16 protein-coding genes are annotated in these 25,210 nt (G+C 71.6%); 4 read left to right on the plus strand and 12 right to left on the minus strand.

Annotated features, from left to right (window positions below; all coding sequences use genetic code 11):
• From AC069T_RS08965 to dxr, 3 genes are all read right to left on the minus strand, one after another.
• On the minus strand, positions 1-163 hold a 163-nt coding region (locus AC069T_RS08965; protein ID WP_450881400.1), incomplete at its 3' end, for a flavodoxin-dependent (E)-4-hydroxy-3-methylbut-2-enyl-diphosphate synthase.
• Between the two features lie 161 nt (positions 164-324).
• Complete coding sequence (locus AC069T_RS08970; protein WP_478782098.1) at positions 325-1,629, minus strand: M50 family metallopeptidase; 1,305 nt, start codon at positions 1,627-1,629, stop codon at positions 325-327.
• Positions 1,626-2,888 carry a 1-deoxy-D-xylulose-5-phosphate reductoisomerase gene (gene dxr, locus AC069T_RS08975; protein ID WP_478782099.1) on the minus strand — a complete coding sequence of 421 codons (1,263 nt, stop codon included), beginning with the start codon at positions 2,886-2,888 and terminating at the stop codon, positions 1,626-1,628. The genes AC069T_RS08970 and dxr overlap by 4 nt, the downstream gene beginning before the upstream one ends.
• 289 nt (positions 2,889-3,177) lie before the next feature.
• On the opposite strand from dxr, the gene AC069T_RS08980 reads away from it, so the two are divergent.
• A complete protein-coding gene (locus AC069T_RS08980; protein WP_478782100.1) occupies positions 3,178-3,627 on the plus strand; it encodes a lamin tail domain-containing protein in 450 nt (149 codons plus the stop codon).
• A gap of 90 nt (positions 3,628-3,717) precedes the next feature.
• Here the strand turns inward: AC069T_RS08980 and AC069T_RS08985 are convergent, their stop codons facing one another.
• Positions 3,718-5,658, minus strand: coding sequence for an acyl-CoA dehydrogenase family protein (locus tag AC069T_RS08985; RefSeq protein ID WP_478782101.1), 1,941 nt, complete (start codon positions 5,656-5,658; stop codon positions 3,718-3,720).
• Positions 5,659-6,047: 389 nt separating this feature from the next.
• Between AC069T_RS08985 and AC069T_RS08990 the strand changes: the two genes are divergently transcribed.
• The gene (locus AC069T_RS08990; RefSeq protein WP_476755613.1) at positions 6,048-7,055 is read left to right on the plus strand and encodes a LacI family DNA-binding transcriptional regulator; all 1,008 of its coding nucleotides are present in this window, start codon (positions 6,048-6,050) and stop codon (positions 7,053-7,055) included.
• 115 nt (positions 7,056-7,170) lie between these two features.
• Positions 7,171-9,222 (plus strand): glycoside hydrolase family 31 protein, encoded by a 2,052-nt coding sequence (locus tag AC069T_RS08995; RefSeq protein WP_478782102.1) that lies wholly within the window; start codon positions 7,171-7,173, stop codon positions 9,220-9,222.
• A 60-nt stretch (positions 9,223-9,282) separates the two neighbouring features.
• Here the strand turns inward: AC069T_RS08995 and AC069T_RS09000 are convergent, their stop codons facing one another.
• The 7 genes from AC069T_RS09000 to AC069T_RS09030 all read right to left on the minus strand — a co-directional run bounded on the left by AC069T_RS09000 (position 9,283) and on the right by AC069T_RS09030 (position 20,263).
• Positions 9,283-9,996, minus strand: coding sequence for a glycoside hydrolase family 12 protein (locus AC069T_RS09000; protein WP_478782103.1), 714 nt, complete (start codon positions 9,994-9,996; stop codon positions 9,283-9,285).
• Positions 9,997-10,040: 44 nt separating this feature from the next.
• A complete protein-coding gene (locus AC069T_RS09005; protein ID WP_478782104.1) occupies positions 10,041-12,242 on the minus strand; it encodes a glycosyl hydrolase family 95 catalytic domain-containing protein in 2,202 nt (733 codons plus the stop codon).
• Positions 12,235-14,214 (minus strand): beta-galactosidase, encoded by a 1,980-nt coding sequence (locus AC069T_RS09010; protein ID WP_478782105.1) that lies wholly within the window; start codon positions 14,212-14,214, stop codon positions 12,235-12,237. The genes AC069T_RS09005 and AC069T_RS09010 overlap by 8 nt, the downstream gene beginning before the upstream one ends.
• Entirely contained in the window at positions 14,214-16,424 is a 2,211-nt protein-coding gene (locus tag AC069T_RS09015) for a 1,4-beta-glucanase (protein ID WP_478782106.1), read from the minus strand. The genes AC069T_RS09010 and AC069T_RS09015 overlap by 1 nt, the downstream gene beginning before the upstream one ends.
• A gap of 152 nt (positions 16,425-16,576) precedes the next feature.
• Positions 16,577-17,512 (minus strand): carbohydrate ABC transporter permease, encoded by a 936-nt coding sequence (locus AC069T_RS09020; protein ID WP_478782107.1) that lies wholly within the window; start codon positions 17,510-17,512, stop codon positions 16,577-16,579.
• Complete coding sequence (locus AC069T_RS09025; RefSeq protein ID WP_478782108.1) at positions 17,509-18,576, minus strand: ABC transporter permease; 1,068 nt, start codon at positions 18,574-18,576, stop codon at positions 17,509-17,511. The genes AC069T_RS09020 and AC069T_RS09025 overlap by 4 nt, the downstream gene beginning before the upstream one ends.
• A 4-nt stretch (positions 18,577-18,580) precedes the next feature.
• The gene (locus AC069T_RS09030; RefSeq protein WP_478782109.1) at positions 18,581-20,263 is read right to left on the minus strand and encodes an extracellular solute-binding protein; all 1,683 of its coding nucleotides are present in this window, start codon (positions 20,261-20,263) and stop codon (positions 18,581-18,583) included.
• A 365-nt stretch (positions 20,264-20,628) separates the two neighbouring features.
• On the opposite strand from AC069T_RS09030, the gene AC069T_RS09035 reads away from it, so the two are divergent.
• Complete coding sequence (locus AC069T_RS09035; RefSeq protein ID WP_478782110.1) at positions 20,629-23,472, plus strand: glycoside hydrolase family 3 C-terminal domain-containing protein; 2,844 nt, start codon at positions 20,629-20,631, stop codon at positions 23,470-23,472.
• 114 nt (positions 23,473-23,586) lie between these two features.
• Here the strand turns inward: AC069T_RS09035 and AC069T_RS09040 are convergent, their stop codons facing one another.
• Positions 23,587-25,032: an aldehyde dehydrogenase family protein gene (locus AC069T_RS09040; RefSeq protein WP_478782111.1), complete on the minus strand. Its 1,446-nt coding sequence runs from the start codon at positions 25,030-25,032 to the stop codon at positions 23,587-23,589.
• Between the last annotated feature and the right edge of the window lie 178 nt (positions 25,033-25,210).

Genomic DNA, 25,210 nt, shown 5'->3' on the forward strand with positions numbered 1-25,210 from the left:
GCAACGTCGCCCCGACATCCGACGTACGCGTCGTCGTCATCGACTGCACCGAGACGGGTGCGTCTCCACCCACGGCCACGGTTCCGACCTGGATCTGCCGGCTCTTCCGGCGCTCGGCGAGCTTGGTCGGAACGGACGGCATGCCGAGAGAAATCGCAGTCATCTGCTGTGCAACCCCAAGTGCTGGATCAAGGTCCCGGGACAGCGGGCTCCAGGAACCGAGATTACGGCACGGGCTCCGGCCCGAGCACATCCCATGCCTGAACCCACTCATGAGTGACGGCCGGGCACACACCGTGCCCGGCCGTCATGAACGGAGTCGAACTAGCTGATTCGCACCGGGTTAACGACGTCCGCGATCAGCACCAGGATGGTGAAGCAGACGAAGATCCCGGCCACCACGTAGGCGACGGGCATCAGCTTGGCGACGTCGAACGGGCCCGGGTCGGGCCGGCGCAGCACCTTCGCGACGGTCCGCCGCAGGGACTCCCACAGGGCGCCGGCGATGTGCCCGCCGTCGAGCGGGAGCAGCGGGAGCATGTTGAACAGGAAGAGGGAGAGGTTGAAGCCGGCGACGAGCAGCAGCATCATCGCGACCTGCTGGGAGGCGGGGATGTCCAGGGTGAAGACGTCACCGCCGATGCGGGCCGCGCCGACCACGCCCATCGGGGAGTCGGCCTCGCGCGGTCCGTCGCCGAAGGCCGCGTCCCACAGCGCGGGGACCTTGCCGGGCAGCGAGATCAGCGACTCGACGCCGTTCTGCATCATGTCGCCCATGCGGTCCACGGACTGACCGAACGACTGCTCGACGATGCCGGAGGCAGGGGTGAAGCCGAGGAAGCCCGCGTAGACGTACTTGCCCTGGACGTAGCCGCCGTTGCCGTCGGTCTTGCTGACCTGGTTCTTGATCAGGTGGGCGGTCAGGTCGAGCCGCTCGCCCTTGCGGTCGACGGTGAGGGTGACGTCGCGGCCGGGGTTGGCGCGGATGTCGGACTGGAGGCTCGACCAGTCCTCGACCGGCTTGCCGTCGAACGCGACGATCTTGTCGCCGAGCCTGAGCCCGGCGGCCTTGGCGGGTGCGGGCTGGTCGCCCTTCTCGCACTTCGTGCGGTTCTCGCTCTGCTGGATGACGCAGTCGGAGACCCGGCCGACCGTGGTCGTCTGGGTGTTTATGCCGAACGTCATCATCACGCCGAGGAAGATCGCCACGGCCAGGATCAGGTTCATGAAGGGGCCCGCGAACATCACGATGACCCGCTTCCACGGCTTGCGCGTGTAGAAGAGGCGGGTCTCGTCGCCGGGCTTGAGCTCCTCGAACGCGGCCGATCTGGCGTCCTCGATCATGCCGCGGAACGGGGAGCTGGAGCGGGCCTCGATCCTGCCGTCGGGTCCCGGCGGGAACATTCCGATCATGCGGATGTAGCCGCCGAGGGGGACGGCCTTGATGCCGTACTCCGTGTCGCCCTTCCTGCGCGACCAGATGGTCGGGCCGAAGCCGACCATGTACTGCGGCACCCGGATGCCGAAGAGCTTGGCCGTCGACAGATGCCCCAGCTCGTGCCAGGCGATCGAGATGAGCAGGCCGACCGCGAAGACGACTATGCCGAGGATCATCATCAGGGTCGTCATGCACGGGCCTCCGCGGTCGTGTGCGCCGTCGTCTTGGTCAGCTCACGGGCCCGGGCGCGCGCCCAGGTCTCCGCTTCGAGGACGTCCGCGACGGTCAGGGAAGTTCCCGTACGCGGGGTGCCGTGTTCCTCGACCACCCGGGTGACGGTCTCCATGATCCCGTTGAACGGCAGCGCGCCGTTCAGGAACGCGTCCACGCACTCCTCGTTTGCGGCATTGAACACCGCCGGCGCCGTGCCCGCGAGCTGCCCGACGTGCCGGGCGAGTCCCACGGACGGGAACGCCGCGGTGTCGAGCGGGAAGAACTCCCAGCTGGACGCCCTGGTCCAGTCGAAGGCGGGCGCCGCCTCCGGGACGCGCTCGGGCCAGCCGAGGCCGATGGCGATCGGCCCGCGCATGTCGGGGGGCGTCGCCTGGGCGAGCGTGGATCCGTCAATGAATTCAACCATCGAGTGGACATACGACTGCGGGTGCACGACCACCTCAATCCGCTCGAAGGGAATGTCGTAGAGGAGGTGCGCCTCGATGACTTCGAGCCCCTTGTTGACCAGGGTCGCCGAGTTCACCGTGATGACCGGTCCCATCGCCCAGGTGGGGTGGGCCAGGGCGTCCGCGGGGGTGACGTCCGCCAGCTCGGCCTTCGTACGTCCCCGGAAGGGGCCGCCGGACGCGGTGACGACCAGCTTGCGCACGTCGGCGCGGGTGCCGCCGGCGAGGGCCTGGAAGAGGGCCGCGTGCTCGGAGTCGACCGGGATGATCTGCCCAGGCTTGGCCAGCGCCCTCACCAGCGGGCCGCCGACGATGAGCGACTCCTTGTTCGCCAGCGCCAGGGTGCGGCCCGCCTCCAGGGCGGCGAGGGTCGGTGCGAGGCCGATGGAGCCGGTGATGCCGTTGAGCACGGTGTGGCAGTCGGAGGCGGCGACCCGGGTGGCCGCGTCGGGCCCGGCGAGGATCTCCGGAAGCGGTTCCCCCGCTCCGAACCGCGCCGCGAGCGCCTCGCGCAGTGCCGGCACGGCGTCCTCGCGGGCCACGGCGACCGTCCTGACGCGCAGGCGGTGGGCCTGTTCCGCGAGCAGTCCGACCCTCCCGCCGGCGGCGGAGAGCGCGGTGACCCGGAACCGGCCGGGGTTGCGCAGCACGAGGTCGATGGCCTGGGTGCCGATCGATCCGGTGGAACCGAGGATCACGACATCCCGGACTCCGTCCACGGGGTCGAAAACGAGATGCGGATCGGCGAGGGGGACTGGACTGTCGCTCATGCCTCCATTGTGGCCGCAACGGGCGCCCGGCAGGGCAGGGCGCCCCACTCCCGTCTCTCATGACACCTCGGACGTCGGCCGGGCCCGGTCGTCGCGGCGGCCTGGGGTGCCGCCGGGGCCCGGTGGCGGTGACGTCCTGGGGCGCCGACCGGGTCCCGGTCACCCCGGCACCCCGAGAGCGCGGCCGAGCCGATCATCCTCTTTGTGAAACAAGAGTGAAGATCACGTGATAACACTGCACCACTGGCCTGTTGATCGACCGGCCGGGACGAAACCCAGGGGGGTTCTCATGCGCATTCGTGCTGCCCTGCCCGCGCTCGCCGGCGCCGTGGCTTTGACGGGCACGTTTCTCAGCACTCCGGCCCAGGCGGCGGGCGGTGTGACCATCCATCGCGTCTACTTCGACAGCCCGGGCTCGGACGACCGCTCCAACGCGAGCCTCAACGCCGAGTGGGTGCAGATCAAGAACACCGGTTCGTCGACGATCTCCCTCAAGAACTGGACGCTCGTCGACGCGTCACGGCACTCGTACACGTTCCTCGACGTGAAGATCGGGGCGGGTTCCACCAAGAAGGTGCGCACCGGCAGCGGTAGCGACACGGCGGCGAACAAGTACCAGGACCGCGGGGCGTACGTCTGGAACAACACCAGCGACACGGCCACGCTCTACAAGGCGAGCGGGACCAAGGCCGACTCCTGCTCGTGGACGACGCGGGACCCCAGCGACACCTACTGCTGAGGGCCGGCGCCGGTGTGCCGTCCGCCGCACGCGGGACGTGCGGGGACGGCACACCGGCGGCGGGGCAGGGGCGCCCTCCCGCGGAACGCGTCAGCGAATGGGGCGGTGGACGTTCTCCCGCCGGCTCGGGCCGGGTGCCGCGTCGGCGATCCACGCCCCCTCGCCCGACGGGTCGACAACGCCGTGCTCCAGCCACTCGTACGTGCCCGACAGGACGCCCTTGACCACCGTGCGGTCGACGTCGTCGGTGTTGTTCCACAGCCGCCCGAAGAGCTCCTCGACGCGGATGCGGGCCTGGCGGCAGAAGACGTCGGCCAGTTGGTAGGCCTCCCGGCCGTGGTCCTCGGTGGTGCGCAGCAGTTCGGCGCGTACGCAGGCCGCGCTCATCGCGAAGAGTTCGGCGCCGATGTCGACGATCCGGCCGAGGAACCCCTGCTTGGTCTCCATGCGCCCCTGCCAGCGGGACATGCCGTAGAAGGTGGAGCGGGCGAGCTTGCGGGCGGTGCGTTCCACGTAGCGCAGGTGCCCGGAGAGGTCCACCTCGCGCTTGAACTCGCTGTACGAGTTCGGGAGCTGCCCGGGGCCCGCGACCAGCTTCGGCAGCCACTTGGCGTAGAAGACACCCGCGTTGGCGCCCGCCCTGGCCTTGTCGGACAGGGACTTGTCGGGGTCGATCAGGTCTCCGGCGACCTTCAGGTGGGCGTCGACCGCCTCGCGGGCGATCAGCAGATGCATGATCTCCGTGGAACCCTCGAAGATGCGGTTGATGCGCAGGTCGCGCAGGATCTGCTCGGCGGGAACCGCGCGTTCGCCGCGGGCGGCGAGGGAGTCGGCGGTCTCGAAGCCGCGTCCGCCGCGGATCTGGACCAGTTCGTCGGCCATCAGCCAGGCCATCTCCGAGCCGTACAGCTTGGCGAGGGCGGCCTCGATGCGGATGTCGTTGCGGTCCTCGTCGGCCATCTGGGACGACAGGTCGAGAACCGCCTCCAGGGCGAACGTCGTCGCCGCGATGAAGGAGATCTTCGCCCCGACCGCCTCGTGGAACGCGACCGGCTTGCCCCACTGCTCGCGGGCCGCCGACCACTCGCGGGCGATCTTCAGGCACCACTTGCCGGCGCCCACGCACATGGCGGGCAGCGACAGCCGCCCCGTGTTCAGCGTGGTGAGCGCGATCTTCAGACCCGCTCCCTCGGCACCGATCCGGTTCGCGGCGGGGACCCTGACCCGGTGGAAGCGGGTCACCCCGTTCTCGAGGCCCCGCAGCCCCATGAAGGAGTTGCGGTTCTCGACGGTGACGCCCTCGGACCCGGCCTCCACGACGAAGGCCGTGATGCCGCCCTTGTGCCCCGGCGACCTCGGTACGCGCGCCATCACGACGAGGAGGTCCGCGACCACGCCGTTGGTCGTCCAGAGCTTCACTCCGTCGAGGACGTAGTCGTCCCCGTCCGGGACCGCCGTCGTGGCCAGCCGGGCGGGGTCGGAGCCCACGTCGGGCTCGGTGAGCAGGAACGCCGTGATGTCCGTGCGCGCGCAGCGGGGCAGGAACGCGTCCCGCTGCTCCTGGGTGCCGAAGATCTTCAGCGGCTGCGGTACGCCGATCGACTGGTGGGCGGACAGCAGGGCGCCGATGGCGGGGCTCGCGGAGCCGACCAGGGCGAGCGCCTTGTTGTAGTAGACCTGCGTCAGGCCGAGGCCGCCGTACTTGGTGTCGATCTTCATGCCGAGGGCGCCGAGCTCCTTGAGCCCGTTGACCACTTCGTCGGGGATCCGCGCCTCACGCTCGATCCGGGCCCCGTCGATCTTCGTCTCGCAGAAGTCGCGCAGTTTGGCGAGGAACTCCTCGCCGCGCTGGGCCGCCTCGTCGGACGGCACGGGGTGCGGATGGATGAGGTCGAGCCGGAAGCGGCCGAGGAACAGCTCCTTGGCGAAGCTCGGCTTGCGCCAGTCCTGTTCGCGCGCGGCCTCCGCGACCTGTCGGGCCTCACGTTCGGTGACTGTGGGCTGGTGGGGTGTTGCGGACAAGAGGCTCACCTCGCCGCGAATAGGGATCTTGGGACCGTTCGTTACCGACGGGTGCTACCCGATCGTATGTACCCGATCCGGTCCGCCCCCACCAGTCCTGGCGCAGCGTTCGGCTCAACGTCCGGCCGCCCGGGCGAACCTCCGTCCCTTCGCGAACGCGGTGCGGGTGTTGCGCCCCGGGTCCCTTCGGGGGACCGTCTGGGGCACGTACCCGCGTCGGGGGGCGCGCGGGAGACTCGGGCGGGAGTGCTCCGGCACCGCCTCGCGAGAAACGTGTCGAAGCGCTTCGACAACCTATGGACACCCATCCGCCGTCGGGCTACTGTCGAGCCACCCTCACTCGCCGTTGTCCGCAGGACGCGCTGTCGAAGCGCTTCACACAATGCTTGGAGAGCTGGATGGTCACCCTCGCCGAGGTCGCCCAGCACGCCGGAGTCTCGGCGAGCACGGTGAGCTATGTCCTCAGCGGCAAGCGGTCCATCTCCGCGGGCACCCGGCTGCGGGTGGAGCGGAGCATCCAGGAACTCGGCTACCACCCGAACGCGGGGGCCCGGGCCCTGGCGAGCAGCCGGTCCAACATCATCGCGCTGATGATCCCCCTACGCACGGACATGTACGTGCCCGTGATGATGGAGATCGCCATCGCGGTGGCGACCGCCGCCCGCGCCCACGGCTATGACGTGCTGCTGCTCACCGGCGAGGAGGGTCCCGACGCCATGCGCCGGGTCACCGGCAGCGGGCTCGCCGACGCGATGATCCTGATGGACGTCGAACTCGACGACGAGCGGCTGCCGTTGCTGCGCGAGACGGACCAGCCGTCCGTGCTCATCGGACTGCCGGCCGACACCACGGGACTGACCTGCGTCGACCTCGACTTCGGCGCGACGGGCGCCCTGTGCGCCGAGCATCTCGCGCTGCTCGGCCACCGTGACATCGCTGTCATCGGCGAGGCGCCCGCGGTCTACGAGCGCCACACGGGGTTCGCCGAGCGCACGCTCGACGGCCTGCGGTCCCGTTCACGGGAGTTGGGCCTGCGGGTGCTGCACCGCCCCTGCGAGGGCGGGTACGACGCGATGGCCGTGACCCTCGCCCGGATCCTCGACGAGCGCCCGGGCACCACGGGATTCGTCGTGCAGAACGAGTCCGCGGTCGAACCGCTGCTCGCGCTGCTGCGCCAGCAGGGCCGTGCCGTGCCCGAGGACGTGTCGGTGATCGCCATCTGCCCGGACCAGGTCGCCGTCCAGGCGTCGGTGCGGCTGACCTCGGTCGCCATCCCGGCCCAGGAGATGGGCCGGCAGGCCGTGGAGCAGCTGATCGCCAAGCTTGACGGGCACGGCAAGGACGAGGTCGTCCTGCTCGCGCCGGAGCTGACCGTACGGGCCAGCACGGGCCCCGCCGCTTCCTGACCCCCACGCCAGCCGACTTCCGTACGCCCAGGGGCTCGCCGCCACACCCCTGCCCGTCCCGGCGCCACAGCCGCGCCGGGTCCTGTCGCCACTCCTTACTCCGGGAGCACCCCACGTGAATCAGCCTGCCCAGAACCAGCCCCAGCAGGGGGCGGTCAGCCTCGCCCAGTCCTCCCCCACGGTCGGCACGTTCCGCGAACGGGACGGCGCGCTGGAATGGAGCGGCCGCCAGGAGACCCTACGCGTCGAGCCCTGGGGGCCCGACGCCGTCCGGGTCCGCGCACGTCTCGGCGGACCTGTCCTCGAGGGACTGCCCGGCGCCCTGCTCGACGAGCCGCCGGCCACCGGCGGCACCGTCACGATCGAGGGCGGCGAGGGCCGGCTGACGGTCGGCGCCCTGACCGTCGAGGTCGGCGCCGAGGGGCTCGTCCGCTTCCTGCGCACCGATGACGGCACGGAGCTCCTCGCCGAGGAACGCGCCCACTTCTGGTGGCCGGGCCCGCGGCTCTACACGCCGACCGGCAACGGCCACCACCGCCTGGAGCAGCGGTTCGCCGCGTACGACGGCGAGAAGCTGTACGGCCTCGGCCAGCACCAGCACGGGCTGCTGGACCAGAAGGGCACCGTCCTCGACCTGGTGCAGCGCAACGCCGAGGTGAGCATCCCGGTCCTCACCTCCAGCCGCGGCTACACCCTCCTGTGGAACAACCCGGCGATCGGCCGCGTCGAGCTGGCCGGCAACGGCACGCGCTGGGTCGCCGACTCGGCCCGCCAGCTCGACTACTGGATCACGGCGGGCGACCCGGCCTCGGCCCAGCGCCGCTACAGCGCGGTGACCGGCCGGACGCCGATGCTGCCCGAGTGGGCGGCCGGCTTCTGGCAGTGCAAGCTGCGCTACCGCACCCAGGACGAACTCCTCGCCGTGGCACGGGAGTACAAGCGCCGGGAACTGCCCCTCGACGTCATCGTCTGCGACTTCTTCCACTGGACGCACCTGGGCGAGTGGAAGTTCGACCCGGCGGAGTGGCCCGACCCGGCCGCGATGCAGCGGGAGCTGGCCGAACTGGGTGTCGAACTGGTGGTGAGCGTCTGGCCCTCGGTGTCGCCGCTCTCCGAGAACCACCAGCTGATGGAGCAGCGCGGCTACTTCATCGGCACGCAGTACGGCCCGATGGCGCACGCCGACTGGCCCGACAAGGAGGTCGCCTCCACGGTCCAGGTCGCCTTCTACGACGCGACGCACCCCGAGGCGCGCGACTTCGTCTGGTCGAAGGTCCGCGACCACTACTTCGCGCCGTACGGCATCAAGTCCTTCTGGCTGGACGCCTGCGAGCCGGAGCTGAAGCCGGGCTTCCAGGAGAACCTGCGCTATCACGCGGGCCCGGGCCTTGAGGTCGGCAACATGTACCCGCGGGAGAACGCCCGCACCTTCTACGAGGGTATGACCGCGGCGGGCGAGAGCGAGATCGTCACCCTCAACCGCTCGGCGTGGGCGGGCAGTCAGCGCTACGGCGCCGCCCTGTGGTCCGGCGACATCGGCACCGACTTCGCGACCCTGCGCCGCCAGATCGCGGCCGGCCTGAACACGGCCCTGTCCGGGATCCCCTGGTGGAACACGGACATCGGCGGTTTCCACGGGGGCGACCCGGACGATCCGGCGTACCGCGAGGTGATGGTGCGCTGGTTCCAGTTCGGGGCGCTGTCCCCGCTGATGCGGCTGCACGGCTTCCGCGACCCGGGGACGGCGCTCGGCCCGCGGATGACCGGCGGCCCGAACGAGGTCTGGTCGTACGGCGAGGAGGCGGGGGCGATCCTGGAGAAGTACCTGAGGCTGCGCGAGCGGCTGAAGCCGTACGTCCTGACCGTCATGCGGGAGGCCCACGAGGAGGGGCTGCCGGTGATGCGCCCGCTCTTCCTGGAGTTCCCCGACGACCAGGCGGCCTGGTCGGTGGACGACGCGTACCTGTTCGGCCCCGACCTGCTCGTCGCGCCGGTGCTGACCGCCGGGGCGACGGTCCGTACGGCGTACCTTCCGGCGGGGGCGCGCTGGACGGACGCGTGGACCGGGGAGGAGTACGCGGGTGGCACCCGCGTGACGGTCGACGCCCCGCTGGACCGCATCCCGCTGTTCCTGCGGGACGGCGCGCGGCTGCCCGTGGCGCCGTAGCCGCACACGGACGAGTGCGGCCGGCCCGGGGAGGGACCGGCCGCACTCCGCCCGCCCGGGTCAGCTGCTGCTGACGGTCAGGTTGTTGGTGGTGAAGTTCAGGCCGCCGGACGAGGACGTGATCTCGTAGCCGAACTGGACGTCACCGATGGTCTCGTCACCGAACCAGTGCTTGGTGTCCTTGATCCACTTGAGGATCGGGAGGATGTTCACCGTGCCGGACGAGGAGTCCGAGGTCCGCAGGAACGAGAAGACCTCGTTGGCGCCGTTGCTGCCTTTGTAGACGGTCCAAGTGTGGCCGCCGAGGGTGACGTTGCCCTGCGAGGTGCCGAGGGGGCCGACGGCGCCGTTGTAGTTCACCCAGAGCATGATCTCGTAGTCGTAGTCGGTGTCCCAGATGTCGTACGAGGTGTTGTACGCGCCGGACGACGGGACCGAGACGTTGTAGCTGCTGCTGAGCGAACCGAGCGAGGTGATCGACTTGTTGATCACCTTCTTGGAGTTGGGGTACGACTTGATGCCGCCGGTGTTGGGGTGGTTGGCGTTGACGCCCCAGTTCGTACCGGAGTTGGCCCAGACGCACTGCGAGCCGGCGCCCGAGCCCCAGATGTTGTTGTAGAGCGTGTAGCCGTTCAGTGAGGTGTTGCCCCACTGGTCGCAGGAGCTCCAGACGGCCGCCTGGGCCGGCGCCGAGGCGAGGCCGACGGTGGCGCCGAGGGCGAGCGCGGGGGCCAGCAGCGCCTTGACGATGCGGCGGGGAGTACGTGATGCCATGGTGTCCCTTCCATGGGTGGGGGGAGTTCGGTGGTGCGGTGGGTCTACTGCGGCCCCAGGGTGAGGACGCAGTCTTCTCCGGCGCGCAGCTGGAGCGTTCGCGCTCCGGAGGAAGTCCTGAGATCGACGCGGACGGTGCGGGCGGGGCGGATGACGGCCGTGCGCCGGGCGGGGCCCCAGTCGAGGTCGATCTCGGCGCCGAAGCGGGTGCGGATGCCGTGCAGGCGGCCCGTCGGGTACGCCGTGGGGAGCGCGGGGAACAGGACGAGCCGCCCGGGTGTGGAGTGGACCAGCATCTCGATGAGCACGGCGGGGAGGGTGTGGGCGGCGTCCGCGTTGTACACGTGGCGGTGCGGGTAGTGGCCGCTCATCAGGGAGACGTGGAAGTAGTCGCCGGCCAGGACGTTGCCGAGGGCGCCCGCCACCCGCTCGGCGTCGCCCAGCCGGGCCGCCACCAGGGCGTGGTGCAGATGGCCGTGCGCGGAGTCGTTCTCGGCGCCGCGCAGTGCGAGGGCGCGGTGGGCCGCCGCGGCGAGTTCCGGGGTGTCGTACGGGTTGATCTCGTCCAGCGGCCAGACGCCGTAGAGGTGGCTGAGGTGCCGGTGGTCGTAGCTGTCCCGGAGGCCGTCCCGGGCCCATTCGGCCAGCGCTCCCTCGTCGTTGATCCGGTGGGGCGGCAGCCGCGCGGCGAGCGCGCGCCGGCGTTCGGCGCCTGGTCCGGGGTGGTAGTCGGCCGCCGTGAGCAGGGCGTGGCGGGCCGCCGAGAGGTCCATGGCGGCGTTGACGGCGACGGGGCCCGAGCCCGCCGGGTGGTTCTCCGGTGAGTACGAGGGCACCACGACGAGGTGGCCGTCGGCGTCGGTACGGGTGAGGAAGTCCTCGTAGAAGCAGGCGACTTCGTCGAGGGCGGCGGCCAGGTGCGGGTCCCGGGCTCCCCGCACCTCGTCGTGGTCCACCAGGGGTTTCAGCAGCCAGTCGGCGCCCGCCGTCCACACGTGCAGCGGATAGTCGCGGCTGAAGTGGTGGAGGTGCCCCGACTCCCCGTCGGTGTGGGCGGGGGCGACGACACCGCGGGTGCCGAAGACCGAGCGGGCGTTGTCGCGCCAGTGCGGCAACTGGCCGTACACCAGGGCCGCGTGGGCCTCGGTGACCTCGGGGAGCGCGGCCGCGGCGGCCGACGCGGTCTGCAGGTTCACGTTGGCGTCGGTCGTGAAGGCTCCCGACCAGGCCGTGTCCCACTCCCCCGTCCACAGGCCGGTCAGCCGCGGCGGCAGCATGCCCGAGGCGGACAGCAGGTGGTAGCGGCCGGCCGCGAAGAGCCGCTCGACGAGCGCGGGGCTCTCGGGCCGGCGCACCAGCTCGGAACCCGGGAGGGCACGTTCGCCGGGGCCGGCGCCGAGGTCGAGGCCCGCGCGGAGATAGGCGCTGCGGTGCCGGCCGGTGTGGCGGTCCAGGAGGCGGCGGTAGGGGTCCTCGTCACCGTCCGGCAGCAGGGCGCGCAGGGTGCGGGCCTCGGCCAGGACGTCCAGCTCGCCGGTGTGCCGCCGTACCCGCGTGAGCAGGAGGACCGCGCCCGCTCCGGCCACCCGTATCCCGGGCAGCGCGGTCCGGGTCCGGCCGCCGGTGACCACCGCGAGCGTCACGCCCGTGTAGGCCCGCTCGCCGCCCGGGTAGCGGGCCCGCAGGGTCAGGAGCGCGCCCTCGGGGGTGAGGACGGCGCCGTGGCCGACCGACAGATCCCGCGGCGCCCCCGGGAGCCGGTGGTCGAGGGTCACGTCGACGGTGAGGCCGGGCTCGGTCACGTACTGCACGACGACGTCGTCGGCGCGGGAGACGAAGACGTCGCTGCGCCAGCCGTCGCACTCGGCGCGGACCACACCGGTGGTGAAGTCGACCTCGCGCCGGTAGGAGCGCCGCTGGGCGGCCGGTCTGCGCAGCCGCACCTGGAAGGCGGGGTGGAAGGGCTGCACCCATTGCAGCGGCCGGCCGTCGGTGAAGTCGTCCCCGCCGGTGGTGTCCCCGGCCAGCAGCCGGTCCTGGAGTTCCGGCAGGGCGGCGGCGAGGGCGGGCGGCCGGGCGTTCTCGCCGCCGTTCGGCCGGACCAGGCTGTGCTGGTTCACGATGACCCGGTCACTGTCCGGATCACCGAACACCATGGCGCCGTGCCGCCCGTTCCCGCTCAGGAAGGCGTCCTCCCAGCGGGCGGCGGGCGTCGGCTCCCAGGTGCCGTGGACAGGCTCACTCATGGGCCGCCTCCAGCACGGCGACGCCGTAGCGGCCCAGTTCCACGGTGTCGGTGACGTCGGCGCCGGTGAGCAGTTCGCGGTGGCGGCCCGGCACGGGCACGGTGACCGGGTCGCGCCCGTGGTGCAGGAGGAACAGCAGCCCGCCGCGCCGTACGGCCTCCACCCCGGCGGGGAGCGCCTCGAGCGGCGGCCGGACCCCGGCGTCCGCGGCGATCCCGGCGAGCAGGGTCCGCAGCGCCTCGGGCTCCGGAAGAGTGGAGAGGTACCAGGCGCGGCCCTTGCGCAGCACGGCCGGGAGCCCGTCCAGTTCGCCGCCCTTGTACGGCGTGACGGCGTCGGCGTCCGCCGCCTCGATCTCCTCGGACCACAGGGTGCCGCGGAACCCCTCGGCGTCGACGTGCTCGCCGGCGTCGAGCGGCCACCACTCGTGCAGGGTGCGGATGCCGAAGAGGTCGCGCAGCCGGGCGTCCATGCCGCCGGGGCGCACCCGGTCGTCCTGGTCCGCGACGCCGGTCAGGAAGCCGGAGACGAGGGTGCCGCCGCCCCGTACGTACGCGACGAGGTTGTCGATCGCCGTGTCCGTCATCAGGTACAGCTGCGGGACGACGACGAGCCGGTACGCGGACAGGTCGTGCTCGGGGTGGGCGAAGGACACCGTGGTGTGCGCCTCCCACAGGGCGCGGTGCCAGGCGCGGACGAGCGCCGGGTGGTCGACCTCGGAGGAGAGCCGGCCGTCCTGGAGGCCGGCCCACCAGGAGTGCCAGTCCAGCAGGACGGCGACGTCGGCGCCTTCGACCCGGGTGTCCGCCACCCGTTCGCTCAGCCGCGCGAGGTCGGCCCCGATCCGCTTGACCTCCTGGAAGGTGCGGCCCTGCTCCCCGGCGTGGCCGACCATGCCGGAGTGGAACTTCTCGGAGCCCTGCCGGGACTGGCGCCACTGGAAGTAGCAGACGGCGTCGGCGCCGCGGGCCACGGCCTGGAGCGACCACAGGCGGTTCAGGCCGTGCGGCTTGGGGTGGTTCACCCCGCGCCAGTTGACCGGTCCCGCGGCCTGCTCCATGACCATCCAGGGGCCGCCGCGGGCCTGCGAGCGGGTCATGTCGTGGATCAGCGCGGAGTACTGGCCGCCGTGCGGGTCGCGCGGGTCCGGGTAGACGTCGATGGAGACGACGTCCTCCCGCTCGGCCCAGGCCCAGGCGTCCTGCCCCTGCCAGAACGGCATGAAGTTGCTGGTCACCGGGATGTGCGGGGTGTGCCGGGCGACGATGTCCCGCTCGGCGAGGTAGCACTCCAGCAGCGCGTCGGAGGTGAAGCGCCGGAAGTCGAGCACCTGGGTGGGGTTGTTCATGTACTGGGCGCGGCGCGGCGGGATGATCTCGTCCCAGGTGTCGTAGCGCTGGCTCCAGAAGGCGGTGCCCCAGGCCGTGTTGAGCGCGTCGACCGTCCCGTACCTGCGGCGCAGCCAGTCGCGGAACGCGCGGGCGGCCTCGTCGCCCCAGTCGTGCGTGCAGTACTCGTTGTTGATGTGCCACATCGTGAGGGCCGGGTGGCCGCCGTAGCGGGCGGCCAGGTCCTCGGTGATGGCGGCGGCGTAGTGGCGGTAGACGAGGCTGGAGTGCGAGAACTGCTGCCGCGAGCCCCACCACACGATCTGCCCGTTCTCGTCGCGGGGCAGCGTCTCGGGGTGCAGCCGGCCCAGCCACGGGGGCGGGGCTGCGGTGGGGGTGGCGAGGACGACGGTGATGCCGTTCTCGTGCAGCAGGTCCATCAGCCGGTCGAGCCAGCCGAACTCCCGTGCTCCGGGCCTTGGTTCGAGCCGGGCCCAGGAGAAGACGCCGACGGTGACGGAGTTGACGCCGGCGTCCTTCATGAGCCGTACGTCGTCCTGCCAGGTCTCCTCGGGCCACTGCTCGGGGTTGTAGTCGCCGCCGAAGAGGATGCGGCCGCGGGTGGCGTCGGCGAGGGCGGGCATCAGGCCGGGTCTCCGTACTGGATGCCCCGGCCGTTGGTGCCGAGGTACACGCGGCCGTGGATGCGGGGGTCGCCGGTGATGACCTCGCCGGTCCAGCCCCACTGGTGGGCGTCGTCGTTGATCCGCACCCAGGTCTTCGCCTCGTCGTCGGACCGCAGGACGGCGGTGACCGTCCCCGTCGAGCCGACCTGGTAGAGCGCCGGGTACCGAGCACCGTCGGCGGCCCGGCCGAAGCCGAGGGTGTACGAGGACCGGCAGCTGCTCACCTTGTCGAAGCTCGCGCCCGCGTCGGTGGACCGGTAGAGGCCGTTCCCCTTGGCCGAGAGCCACAGGTCCCCGGTCCTGCCTGGGGCGGCGGCCAGCCGGAACTGGCTGTCCCCTGACGGCAGTCCGCTCGCGCGCGGCGTGAAGGTCGCGCCGCCGTCGGTGCTGGCGTGGAGCGTTCCGGTGGCGGTGTCGTACGCGTAGAAGCGCGCCGGGTCGGCGGGGTCGGCGACCGGGGTGGCGCCCTTGGGGAAGGTGGCGGTCTCGGTCCAGGTCGCGCCGTTGTCCGTGGAGCGGTGGGCCGCGTACGTCGTGCCGTCCCAGTGGACGAAGGACCACAGCAGGGCGGAGCCGTCGGCGGCGGCGGCGATCGGGCCCGGCGCGTCCTTGGCGATGGCGGGCTGGGCCGCGAAGGGCGTCCAGGTCCGTCCGCCGTCGTTCGAGTACGCGCCGTTGCCGTGGTCGCCCCAGCCGGTGCGCACGACGTAGGACGGCCTGGCCGCGGCCTGGGCGAGTCCGGTCGCCGAGCCGGACACGGGGTGGGTGGCCATGCCCCGCGACGGGGAGGCGGTCAGCCGCTCGTGGTACATCACACCGATGTCGCCGAGCCCGCTGATCAGATGGGCCTCGCCGGCCGGGGGCGAGACCAACTGGCGTACGGCCGTCTCCTCCAGGCCGCGGATCTGCGGCGCCCAGTGTCCGAGGTCACGGGTGCCGTAGAGGGTCGCGCCGGTCCCGTACACGATGTGCCGGGAGTCGTACGGGTCGACGGCGACCGTCTGGATCCACCAGCCGAACTTGGGTGTGCTGCCGCCCCAGTTGAGGTACGGGGTCTCGGTCACGTCGAGGACCGCGGTGTCCTTGAGGGACGTCCAGGTGCGGCCGCCGTCGGTGGTGCGGAAGAGGGTGTCGACGTCCGCCCAGCGGTTGTTGGTGGAGACGACGGCGGTTCCCGGGCGGCGGGCGTCGACGGCGACACCGCCGTAGCCGAAGGTGTCGGCCGAGCCCTCGGAGGTGGTGCCGCCGGGCCGTACCGGTGTCACGTCGGTCCAGGTCCCGCGCGCCGTCCGCAGCTTGTGCACGCTGCCCGCGGACTGGCCGTTGGGGCCGGGCGCGTCGGCATAGGTCACGTACAGCTCGTGGGTGTGCGCGTCGTACGCGGCGCGTACCGGGACCTTGGCCGAGGTGCCGGAGGGCTGTCCGGGGACGGCTTCCCAGTGGGTGCCGTCGGATGTGCGGTACAGGTTCGCCGTGCCCGCGGTGCCGTCGCCGTCGCCCCAGCCGGCGTAGAGCGTACGGCCGGCCGCGACCAGGAGGGTGACGCCCTGCCCTGTGCCGCTCGCCCTGGCCGGGAACGTGGCCACCGGAGCCCAACTGGCGCCCCGGTCGGTTGACTTGAGGAGGCCGTCGTGACGGGTGCCCAGCCAGAGGGTGTCACTGTCGCGCGGGTCGACGAGGAGCCGCTCACCGGCGCCGCGCCCGTCCTCGTTGGCGCCGAGCCGCACGTCCAGGTCGGTGCGGGCCCAGGTGGCGCCGCGGTCGTCGGAGCGCAGGACGGCACCGGGGCCCGCCCACGGCTGAGCGTACGTGCCGAGTGCCAGGTACAGCCGGTTCGGGTGCGCCGCGTCGACGGCGATCGCCTCGACGCCGAGGAGGTTCCAGTCGTCCCAGCCGAGGTGGTCGGTGAGGGGGGTCCAGCGCGCGGCGCGCTCGTCCCAGCGGTAGGCGCCGCCGATGTCCGTACGCGCGTAGGCGAGTCCGCGGACCGAGGGGTGGAAGAGGACTCCGGTGACGAAGCCCGTGCCGCCGATGACGACGTTGCGCCAGCGGTACGGGCGCGCCCCGGCGGCTCGCGCCGGGGCCCCGGCAGCGGGGACGGCGGTGAGGGCCGCGGTGGCGGCGGTCCCGGCGAGCACGGCTCGTCGGCTCAGGCGCGGCGTGCGCATGACATACCTCGTTCCTGGAAAGAGCGTGGGGAGGGGCCCGTCGGCCGAGGGGCGCGGGGAACTGCGCGACCGGTCGCCTGCGGTGGTACACGGATGCTGCTGCTCTCCCGGGCGCACCGCCCGGTGAGCCGGCGGGAGGAGGCGGGCCTGCCTCAGCCCTTCACGGCCCCGGTGAGCATGCCCTTCTTGAAGTGCCGCTGGACGAAGGGCGAGAGCACGGCGACCGGGAGCAGGGCCAGCACCATGACCGCCATCTGCACGGCGAGGGCGGACAGTTCGCCCGTCTTGATGGCCTGCCCCATGCCGACCGGGGGCTCCTGCTTCTGGACGAGCTGGATCATCACGTTCTGCAGCGGCATCATGTCCTGGTCGCTCAGGTAGATCGAGGCGTTGAACCAGGCGCTCCAGTAGCCGACGGCGTAGAAGAGCGTGATCACCGCGATGACCGCGCGGGAGAGCGGCACCACGATCTGCCGCAGGATCCGCCAGTCCCCCGCGCCGTCGATCCGCGCGCTGTCGACGAGTTCCTGCGAGATGCCCATGAAGAAGCCGCGCAGCACCAGGATGTTGAAGACGCTGACCGCGCTCGGCAGGATCAGCGCGAGATACGTGTCGGTGAGGCCGAGCGACTGCACCAGCAGGTACGTGGGGATGAGGCCGGCGCCGAAGAACATCGTGGCGAGCAGCGTCATCAGGAACCAGCGGTGCCCGACCGACCCGATGCGGGAGAGCCCGTACGCCGCGAGGACGGACACCGTCATCGAGAACAGCGTGCCGACGAGGGTGACGCCGAGGCTGACGAGGGTGGCCCGGGTGACCTGCCCGCCGCTCAGCAGCTCCTGGTACGCGACGAACGTGATGCCCTTGGGGATCACCACCAGACCGCCGGCCTCGGTGATGGTCTCCTTCGAGGACAGACTGGTGACGGCGACGATCCACAGCGGGAACAGCACGCCCAGGCAGGCGCCGGCCAGGACGATGCCCTTGCCCGCGAGGCCCGCCGTGCGGGGCTGCTCCTCCCAGACGGGCCGGGGCGGGGCGGCCCAGCGGCCGGGGGCCTTCGGCCGTTGCTCGGTCACGGCGCTCACTTCTTGTACACCCCCTGCTCGCCCATCAGATGGGCCACCTTGTTCGCGGCGAGGACCAGCCCGAGACTGACCACGCCCTTGATCAGTCCGGCCGCGGCCGCGTAACTGAAGTCCTGGTTGCGGACGCCGTTCCACCAGACGTAGGTGTCGAGGACCTCCGCGGCTCCCGGTCCCACCGCGTCCCGCTGGAGCAGGATCTGCTCGAAGCCGACGGTGAGCGCGTCACCGACCCGCAGCACCAGCAGCAGGGCGATCACCGGACGCAGGGCGGGCAGCGTGACGTGCCACATCCGGCGCCAGCGCCCGGCCCCGTCCATCGCCGAGGCCTCGTACAGGTCCGGGCTCACGGAGGCCAGCGCGGCGAGGAAGACGATGATCCCCCAGCCGGCGTCCTTCCAGACGCCCTCCGCGGTCACCAGGAACTTGAAGATCCCCGGGTCGGTCATCAGGTCGAAGCCCTCGTACCCGTGCTGCCGCAGGGTCTGCGCGATGATGCCGGCGCCGCCGAAGATCTGCTGGAAGACGGTGATGACGAGCACCCAGGAGAAGAAGTGCGGCAGGTAGAGGATCGCCTGGGACACCGCCCGCACCCGGGGCCTGACCACGCTGTTGATGAGCAGCGCGAGCAGGATCGGGACGGGGAAGAAGAGCACGAGTTGCAGCGCGAACAGGACGAGGGTGTTCTCCACGGCGTCCCAGAACGCCGAGTCCTCGAAGATCCGCGTGAACTGCTCGAAGCCCACCCAGGGGCTGTGGAAGATGGCGACGAAGCCGTTGTCGCTGACGTACGGGTCGTACTCCTGGAACGCGACGACGTTGCCGAGGATCGGTATGTAGTTGAAGACCAGGACCAGCAGGACCGCCGGCAGGGTCATCAGGATCAGGGTGCGGTCCCGCTTGAAGCGGGTGCGGAAGCTGCCGCTCTTCGACGCCTTGGCCGCTCCCGGTTCCGCGGCGGCCCGGCCGGCCTCGGCGGCCTTCGCGCGGCCCACGGACGGCTCGGCGGGTTCGGCCGCCGACGACGCGGCGGCGCCGGTGGTGCCCGGTGCGGTGCTGTGTGCCACCTCGTCACCCCTGCGCGGAGCCGGTGTCGTCCAGCAGCTTCTTGTACCAGTCCCGCAGCTTGTCGCCGCCCTGGCTCTTCCAGTCCGACACCGCCTGCTGCATGGCGCCGATCTTCTTGCGGCCGCGGACGATGTCGTCCTCCAGCTGTTCGAAGTCGTTGGAGAGGTTGGTGTAGCGGGCCGGTTCGGTGATCTGGAGGCCGTAGAAGGAGGACTTCCTGGTGAAGGCGCCCATCCGCTGCTGCCACTGCACCTGTTCCTTCGCGATGTCCGGGAAGTCGGGGTGCGCGATGGTCGGGGCGGGACTGGCCAGCATCACGTAGGCGTTGAGGACCTCCTGGTTGCCCTTGTCGTTCTTGACGGGCGTGCCGTCCTCGACGGTGTAGTGCGTGCCCTCCACCCCGTAGTTGGTGAGCATGTACTCCTCGGTGCCGTACGGGGCGGCGGAGACGTTCGCGGCGGCCAGCACGTCGTGGATCACGGACTTCGACGCCTTCTTGTTGACGAAGGCGAAGATGCCCGCCGGCGATCCGGACCACAGCCGGGGGTCGCCTCCGTCGTGGCCGAATATGTCCATGCCCGCGATGCGGAAGTCCTTCTTGTGGGTGGCCTGTTCGGCCATCTTGCCCCACCAGTCCGAGATGTTCTGGTTGTACATCAGGACCTCGCCCGCGGTGAAGCGCTGGCCCGCGTTGCCCTGGTTCGCCGCCTTGGCCTCGGGGTGGACGACACCGGCCGCGTACAGCTTGCGCGTCCACTCGAGCGCTTCGAGGTACTCGTCCGTCTCGACCCGGTAGACCAGTTTGCCGTCGACGAGGTTCCAGCCGAGCGGCTTCTCGCTGCCGGACAGCACGCCGAAGACGTTGAAGGCCGTCCACTTCATGTCGTCGCAGGCCCACACCTTGGCGCGGGCGTTGGTGATGTCCTTGGCGAGGGCGAGGAACTCGGCGGCCGAGGTGGGGACTTCGTACCCCTCCTTGTCGAAGACGTCCTTGCGGTAGAAGGGCACGATGCCGGTGACGGTGGGCGCGGGCTGCGGCAGGCCGCGCAGCCTGCCGCCGAAGATGGAGTACTTCCACGCGTCGCTCGGAATGGCGGCGAGGTTCGGGTATTCCTTGACCTTGTCGCCGGAGAGGTACGGGCCGAGGTCGGCGAACTTGCTGATGATGGCGCTGGGGATCTTGCCGCCCATGTTCCAGCTGGGGATGACCACGACGTCCGGCATGTCGCTGGAGGCGAGGACGGCGCCCAGCTTCTCGTCGTACGTGTTGCCGTCCTGGTTCTGCCAGACGATGTCGGCGCCGATCTTCGCGTTCATCGCCTTGTAGTAGGCGTTGCCGCCCTTCGGGGGTGTGCCCCAGAACGGCGACATGATCCTGACGGTGCCGCCCTTGCCGAGCTTCCCGGGCACCGACGTCTTCAGGCCGGTGAGCGAGAGTTCGCCGGTGAAGCCGACCGCTGAGCCGTTCTTCGACGGGATGTCCGGCGTCACCACGTTCTGCGCCACGAAGGTGGGGAGGATCTTCTGCGCGTCCTTGCCGGAGGTGGTCCCCTCCTTGGAGCCGCCGTCGGACCCGCCGCAGGCGGCGAGCAGTGGCGTCCCGCCGGCCACGGCGGCCGCGGCCACCGCCGTGGAGGCGAGGAAGCTTCTCCGGCTGGTGCCGGAGGTGGCGGAGTTCGGCGTCATTGCGTCAACCCTTCGTGGCGCACAGCAGGACACCCGGCGGTGGAGCCGTCGGCTGCGGTGTCTTGAGTGGAACTGGCTGAGCTGAAGCGGCCCTCCGAGGACTGCACATCCCCGGGTGGGCTCTCGTCGCTTGTCGAAGCGCTTCCATGTTGCTGCGAGGTTAAGTGAACACCTGAGGGTGCACAAGAGCCGTTTCCAACATTCCTGCGCGACCCCGAGGACTGGACCGCTCTCGTGCGGCGCCTGAAATGCCGGTCGGAGAACGGAGTTCGCGCGTCCCGGTGTCTTGACACTCGCCCCTTGCCCGAATGAGCATCGAAGCGCTTCGAAAGCGCCCCGTCGCTCCACCGCAAAGGGATCACCACGTGACCGCACACACGCCTTCCACGCCGTCCTTCCGCGATTCGCGGCTGCCGTTCGCGAAGCGCATCGACGATCTGCTGGCGCGGCTCACCCGCGACGAACGCATCGCGTTCCTGCACCAGTTCGGGCCCCCGGTCGAGCGCCTCGGCCTCGCCGCCTTCCGCACCGGCCAGGAGGCCCTGCACGGAGTGGCGTGGATGGGCCCGGCGACCGTGTTCCCGCAAGCCGTGGGGCTCGGCGCGACCTGGAACGACGACCTCGTGCACCGGGTCGGCGAGGCGGTCTCGGCCGAGGCACGCGCGATGCGCGCCCGCGACGACCGCGTCGGCCTCAACGTCTGGTCGCCCACGGTCAACCTGTTGCGCCACCCGCTGTGGGGACGCAACGAGGAGGGCTACTCCGAGGACCCGAAGCTGACCTCGGCGATCGCGACGGCCTACACCCGCGGCCTGCGCGGCGACCATCCCACGTACTGGCGCACGGCCCCGGTCCTCAAGCACTGGCTGTCCCACAACAACGAGACGCACCGGGACACCTCGTCCTCGTCGGTGCGCCCGCGCGTGCTGCACGAGTACGACCTGCGGGCCTTCCGCGAGACGGTCGAGGCGGGCGCGGTGGCCGGCGTGATGCCCGCCTACAACCTGGTCAACGGCCGCCCCAACCACGTCTCGCCGTACCTGCGCGAGCACCTGCGTGCCTGGACGGAGCAGGAGCTGCTCGTCTGCTCGGACGCGGGCGCGCCCTCCAACCTGGTCGACTCCGAGCACTACTTCGACACCCACGAGGAGGCGACCGCGGCCGCGGTCCGCGCCGGGGTCGACAGCTTCACGGACCACGGCACGGACAGCTCGCAGATCGTCGCCCGCCTCCACGGAGCGCTCGACCAGGGCCTGTTGAGCGAGGACGACATCGACACGGCGGTCCGCAGGCAGCTCTCGGTCCGGTTCCGGCTCGGCGAGTTCGATCCGCGGTCGGACCCGTACGCCGGCACGGAGGACTTCGACACCCCGGCCCACCGCGCGCTCGCGGCGGAAGCGGCCGAGCAGGCCGTCGTCCTGCTGAAGAACGACGGCCTGCTGCCGCTCGGCGAGCACACCCGCGTCGCGGTCGTCGGTCTCCTCGCCGACGAGTGCAAGCTCGACTGGTACAGCGGCACGCTCCTGCACCGTTCGACGCCCCTGGAGGGCCTGTACGAGCGCTTCGGCGCCGACCGCGTCACCTTCGCCGAGGGCGTGGACCGGGTACGGCTGCGGACGTCCTCCGGCGTGTATCTGAGCGTGCCCGCGGCCCAGGACGCGGCCGACGAGGTGCGCGGCGCCGAGGGCGCGCTGGACCCGGCGCTCCTCGCGGGCCGCACGGACCTGCCCCCGCTCACCACCGACGCCCGGGGCAGCGAACTCGCGCTGACCGACTGGGGCGACGGCGTACTGACCCTGCGCGCGCCCGACGGCCGCTACCTCTCGGTGGCCGAGGACGGCTTCGTCCGCGCCGCCGCGGACCAGCCCGGCGGCTGGGTCGTCCAGGAGACCTTCCGCCTCGAACCCTCCGCAACCCACGGGAACGGCCACCTCCTCAAGCACCTGGGGACGGGCAGGTACGTCTCCGTCGCCGCCGACGGCGTGAAGGTTGCCGAGCGGGACGGGGAGATCTTCGAGCTGGAGGTCACCGAGCGCGGCGAGGACGCGGTGGCCCGCGCCGCGGCCGGCGCCGACGTGGTCCTCGTCGTCGCCGGCAACGACCCGCACATCAACGGGCGCGAGACGGAGGACCGGACGACCCTGCGCCTGCCCGATCACCAGGAACGCCTGCTGCGGGCGGCCCGCACCGCGAACCCGCGCACCGTGCTGGCCCTCGTCAGCTCCTATCCGTACGCCGTGGAGCCCGCGGGCCTCCCGGCCGTCCTGTGGACCGCGCACGGCGGCCAGGCCGCGGGCACCGCGCTGGCCCGCGTCCTGGCGGGCGACGTCTCGCCCGCCGGCCGCCTCCCGCAGACCTGGTACGCCGCGGACGAGGACCTGCCGGACCTCCTCGACTACGACGTGATCGGCGGCCGCCAGACGTACCTGTACTTCGAGGGCACCCCGCTGTTCCCGTTCGGGCACGGACTGTCCTACACATCGTTCGGCTACACGGACCTGCGGTTCCTTGCCGACGGGGAACGGGTACGGGTCTCCTTCACCGTCACCAACACCGGTGCGGTGACCGCCGACGAGGTCGCCCAGCTCTACGTCCGCGCCGTCGGCCCGTCCGTACCCCGCCCCCGCCGCGAGCTGGCCGGGTACCGCCGCGTCCGCCTGGCCCCCGGCTCCTCGGCGGAGCTGTCCTTCGAACTCCCGCTGTCCGTCTTCGAGTTCTGGGACGTGGCGCACGGCAGGTGGCGACTGGAGCCGGGTGCGTACGAACTGCTCGCGGGCGCGTCCAGCGAGGACGTCCGGCTGCGCGCGGCCGTCGAACTCCTCGGCGAGGCCGCCGGACCGCGCCCGGTGCGGGAACGCGGCCTGGACGCCGCCGACTTCGACGAGCAGCGGGCGGCCGAGATCGTCGACCGCACCAGGACGGCGGGCGACGCGGTGACGCCGGTGGGTGGCGGCACGGGCGAACTGCTGTACCGCTCCTGCGACTTCGGGACCGGCGTCGGTGCGCTCACCGCGGAGGTGGCGGGCGAGGGGACCGTGGACGTCTCCCTGGACGACGGCCCGGTGCTGGCGACCCTGACACCGGCGGCCACGAAGGGCCCGTACGACTACACCACCGTCGACGCCGCGTTCGCCGCCGACGGTGTGCACGACGTCCGCCTGCGACTGCGCGGCACGCTGCGGCTCGCGCACGTCGGCTTCTCCGGCTGAGGGTCCGGACAGGCCGGCGCGAGGGGCCCGGCAGCACGGATGCCGGGCCCCTCGGCCCACGACAACGGCCGGAGCCCCCGCACAGTGGGCTCCGGCCGCCGGTTTCGAACGGTCCTACAGCGCGAGGCCCGTCAGGACCAGCACGCGCTCGTACGTGTAGTCGTCCATCGCGTACCGCACACCCTCGCGGCCGACGCCGGACTGCTTCACGCCGCCGTACGGCATCTGGTCGGCACGGTAGGAGGGCACGTCGCCGACCACGACTCCGCCGACCTCCAGCGCCCGGTGGGCACGGAAGGCGGTCTGCAGGTCGTGCGTGAACACCCCGGCCTGCAGGCCGTACTTGGAGTTGTTGACGGCGGCGAAGGCCTCGGCCTCGCCGGTCACCCTCTGCACGGTGAGGACCGGTCCGAAGACCTCCTCGCAGGACAGGGTCGCGTCCGCCGGGACGTCGGCGAGGACGGTCGGCGCGTACGAGGCGCCGTCCCGCTTGCCGCCCGTGAGCAGCGTGGCTCCGGAGGCGACGGCCTCGTCGACCCAGGACTCGACGCGACGGGCCGCGTCCTCGCTGACCAGCGGCCCGACGTCGGTCCTGTCGTCCGACGGGTCACCGGTGACCTGGGCCTCGACGGCGGCGACGATGCGCGGCAGCAGCCGCTCGTACACCGAGGCGTCGGCGATCACGCGCTGCACCGAGATGCAGGACTGGCCGCCCTGGTAGTTGGAGAAGGTGGCGATACGGGTCGCGGCCCAGTCCAGGTCCTCGTCGCTCGCGAAGTCGGCGAGCACCACGGCCGCGCCGTTGCCGCCGAGCTCCAGCGTGCAGTGCTTGCGCGGCACCGAGTCCATGATCGCGTAACCGACCGTCTCGGACCCGGTGAACGAGATGACGGGCAGCCGCTCGTCCTGCACCAGCGCGGGCATCCGGTCGTTGGCGACCGGCAGGATGCTCCACGAGCCGGCGGGCAGCTCGGTCTCGGCGAGCAGGTCGCCGATGATCAGGCCGGACAGCGGGGTCGCGGGCGCGGGCTTCAGGATGATCGGGGCGCCGGCCGCGATCGCCGGGGCGACCTTGTGCGCGCACAGGTTGAGCGGGAAGTTGAACGGCGCGATGCCGAGGACGACACCCTTGGGGAAGCGGCGGGTCAGCGCGAGCCGGCCCTGGCCGCCGGCGTCGGTGTCGAGCCGCTGGGCCTCGCCGCCGTTGAAGCGGCGGGCCTCCTCGGCCGCGAACCGGAACACGGACACCGCGCGGCCGACCTCGCCGCGGGCCCACTTGATCGGCTTGCCGTTCTCGGCGGAGATGAGCTGCGCGATCTCCTCGGTGCGCTCCACGAGGCGCTTGCTCACGTGGTCGAGGGCGGCGGCGCGTACGTGGGCGGGGGTCGCGGCGAACTCGTCGCGTACGGCGTACGCGGCGGCGACGGCCTCCTCGACCTGGGCCTCGGTCGGCACGCTGACCTTGCCCACCAGCTGCCCGTCCCAGGGCGACGCGACGTCGAAGGTGGTCTCGCCGGTGGCCTGGCGGCCGGCGAGCCAGAAGGCGTGGGTGGAGGTCATAGTCGAGTCCCGGCCCTTCCGAGGTTGGTGTGTCCGTGTCTTACGGCCCCACGGTAGGGCCGGAACCCCACGGTTCCGCTTGTCCACCCCGGAGCACTGCCCCCGCCCCCCACTCCGCTACGGCCAACGCCAACCGGCACCCGGTGGTGAGACGGCGGCGGCCCGCAGCGCAATCGGC

The organism is Streptomyces sp. NPDC043867 (assembly GCF_056435845.1).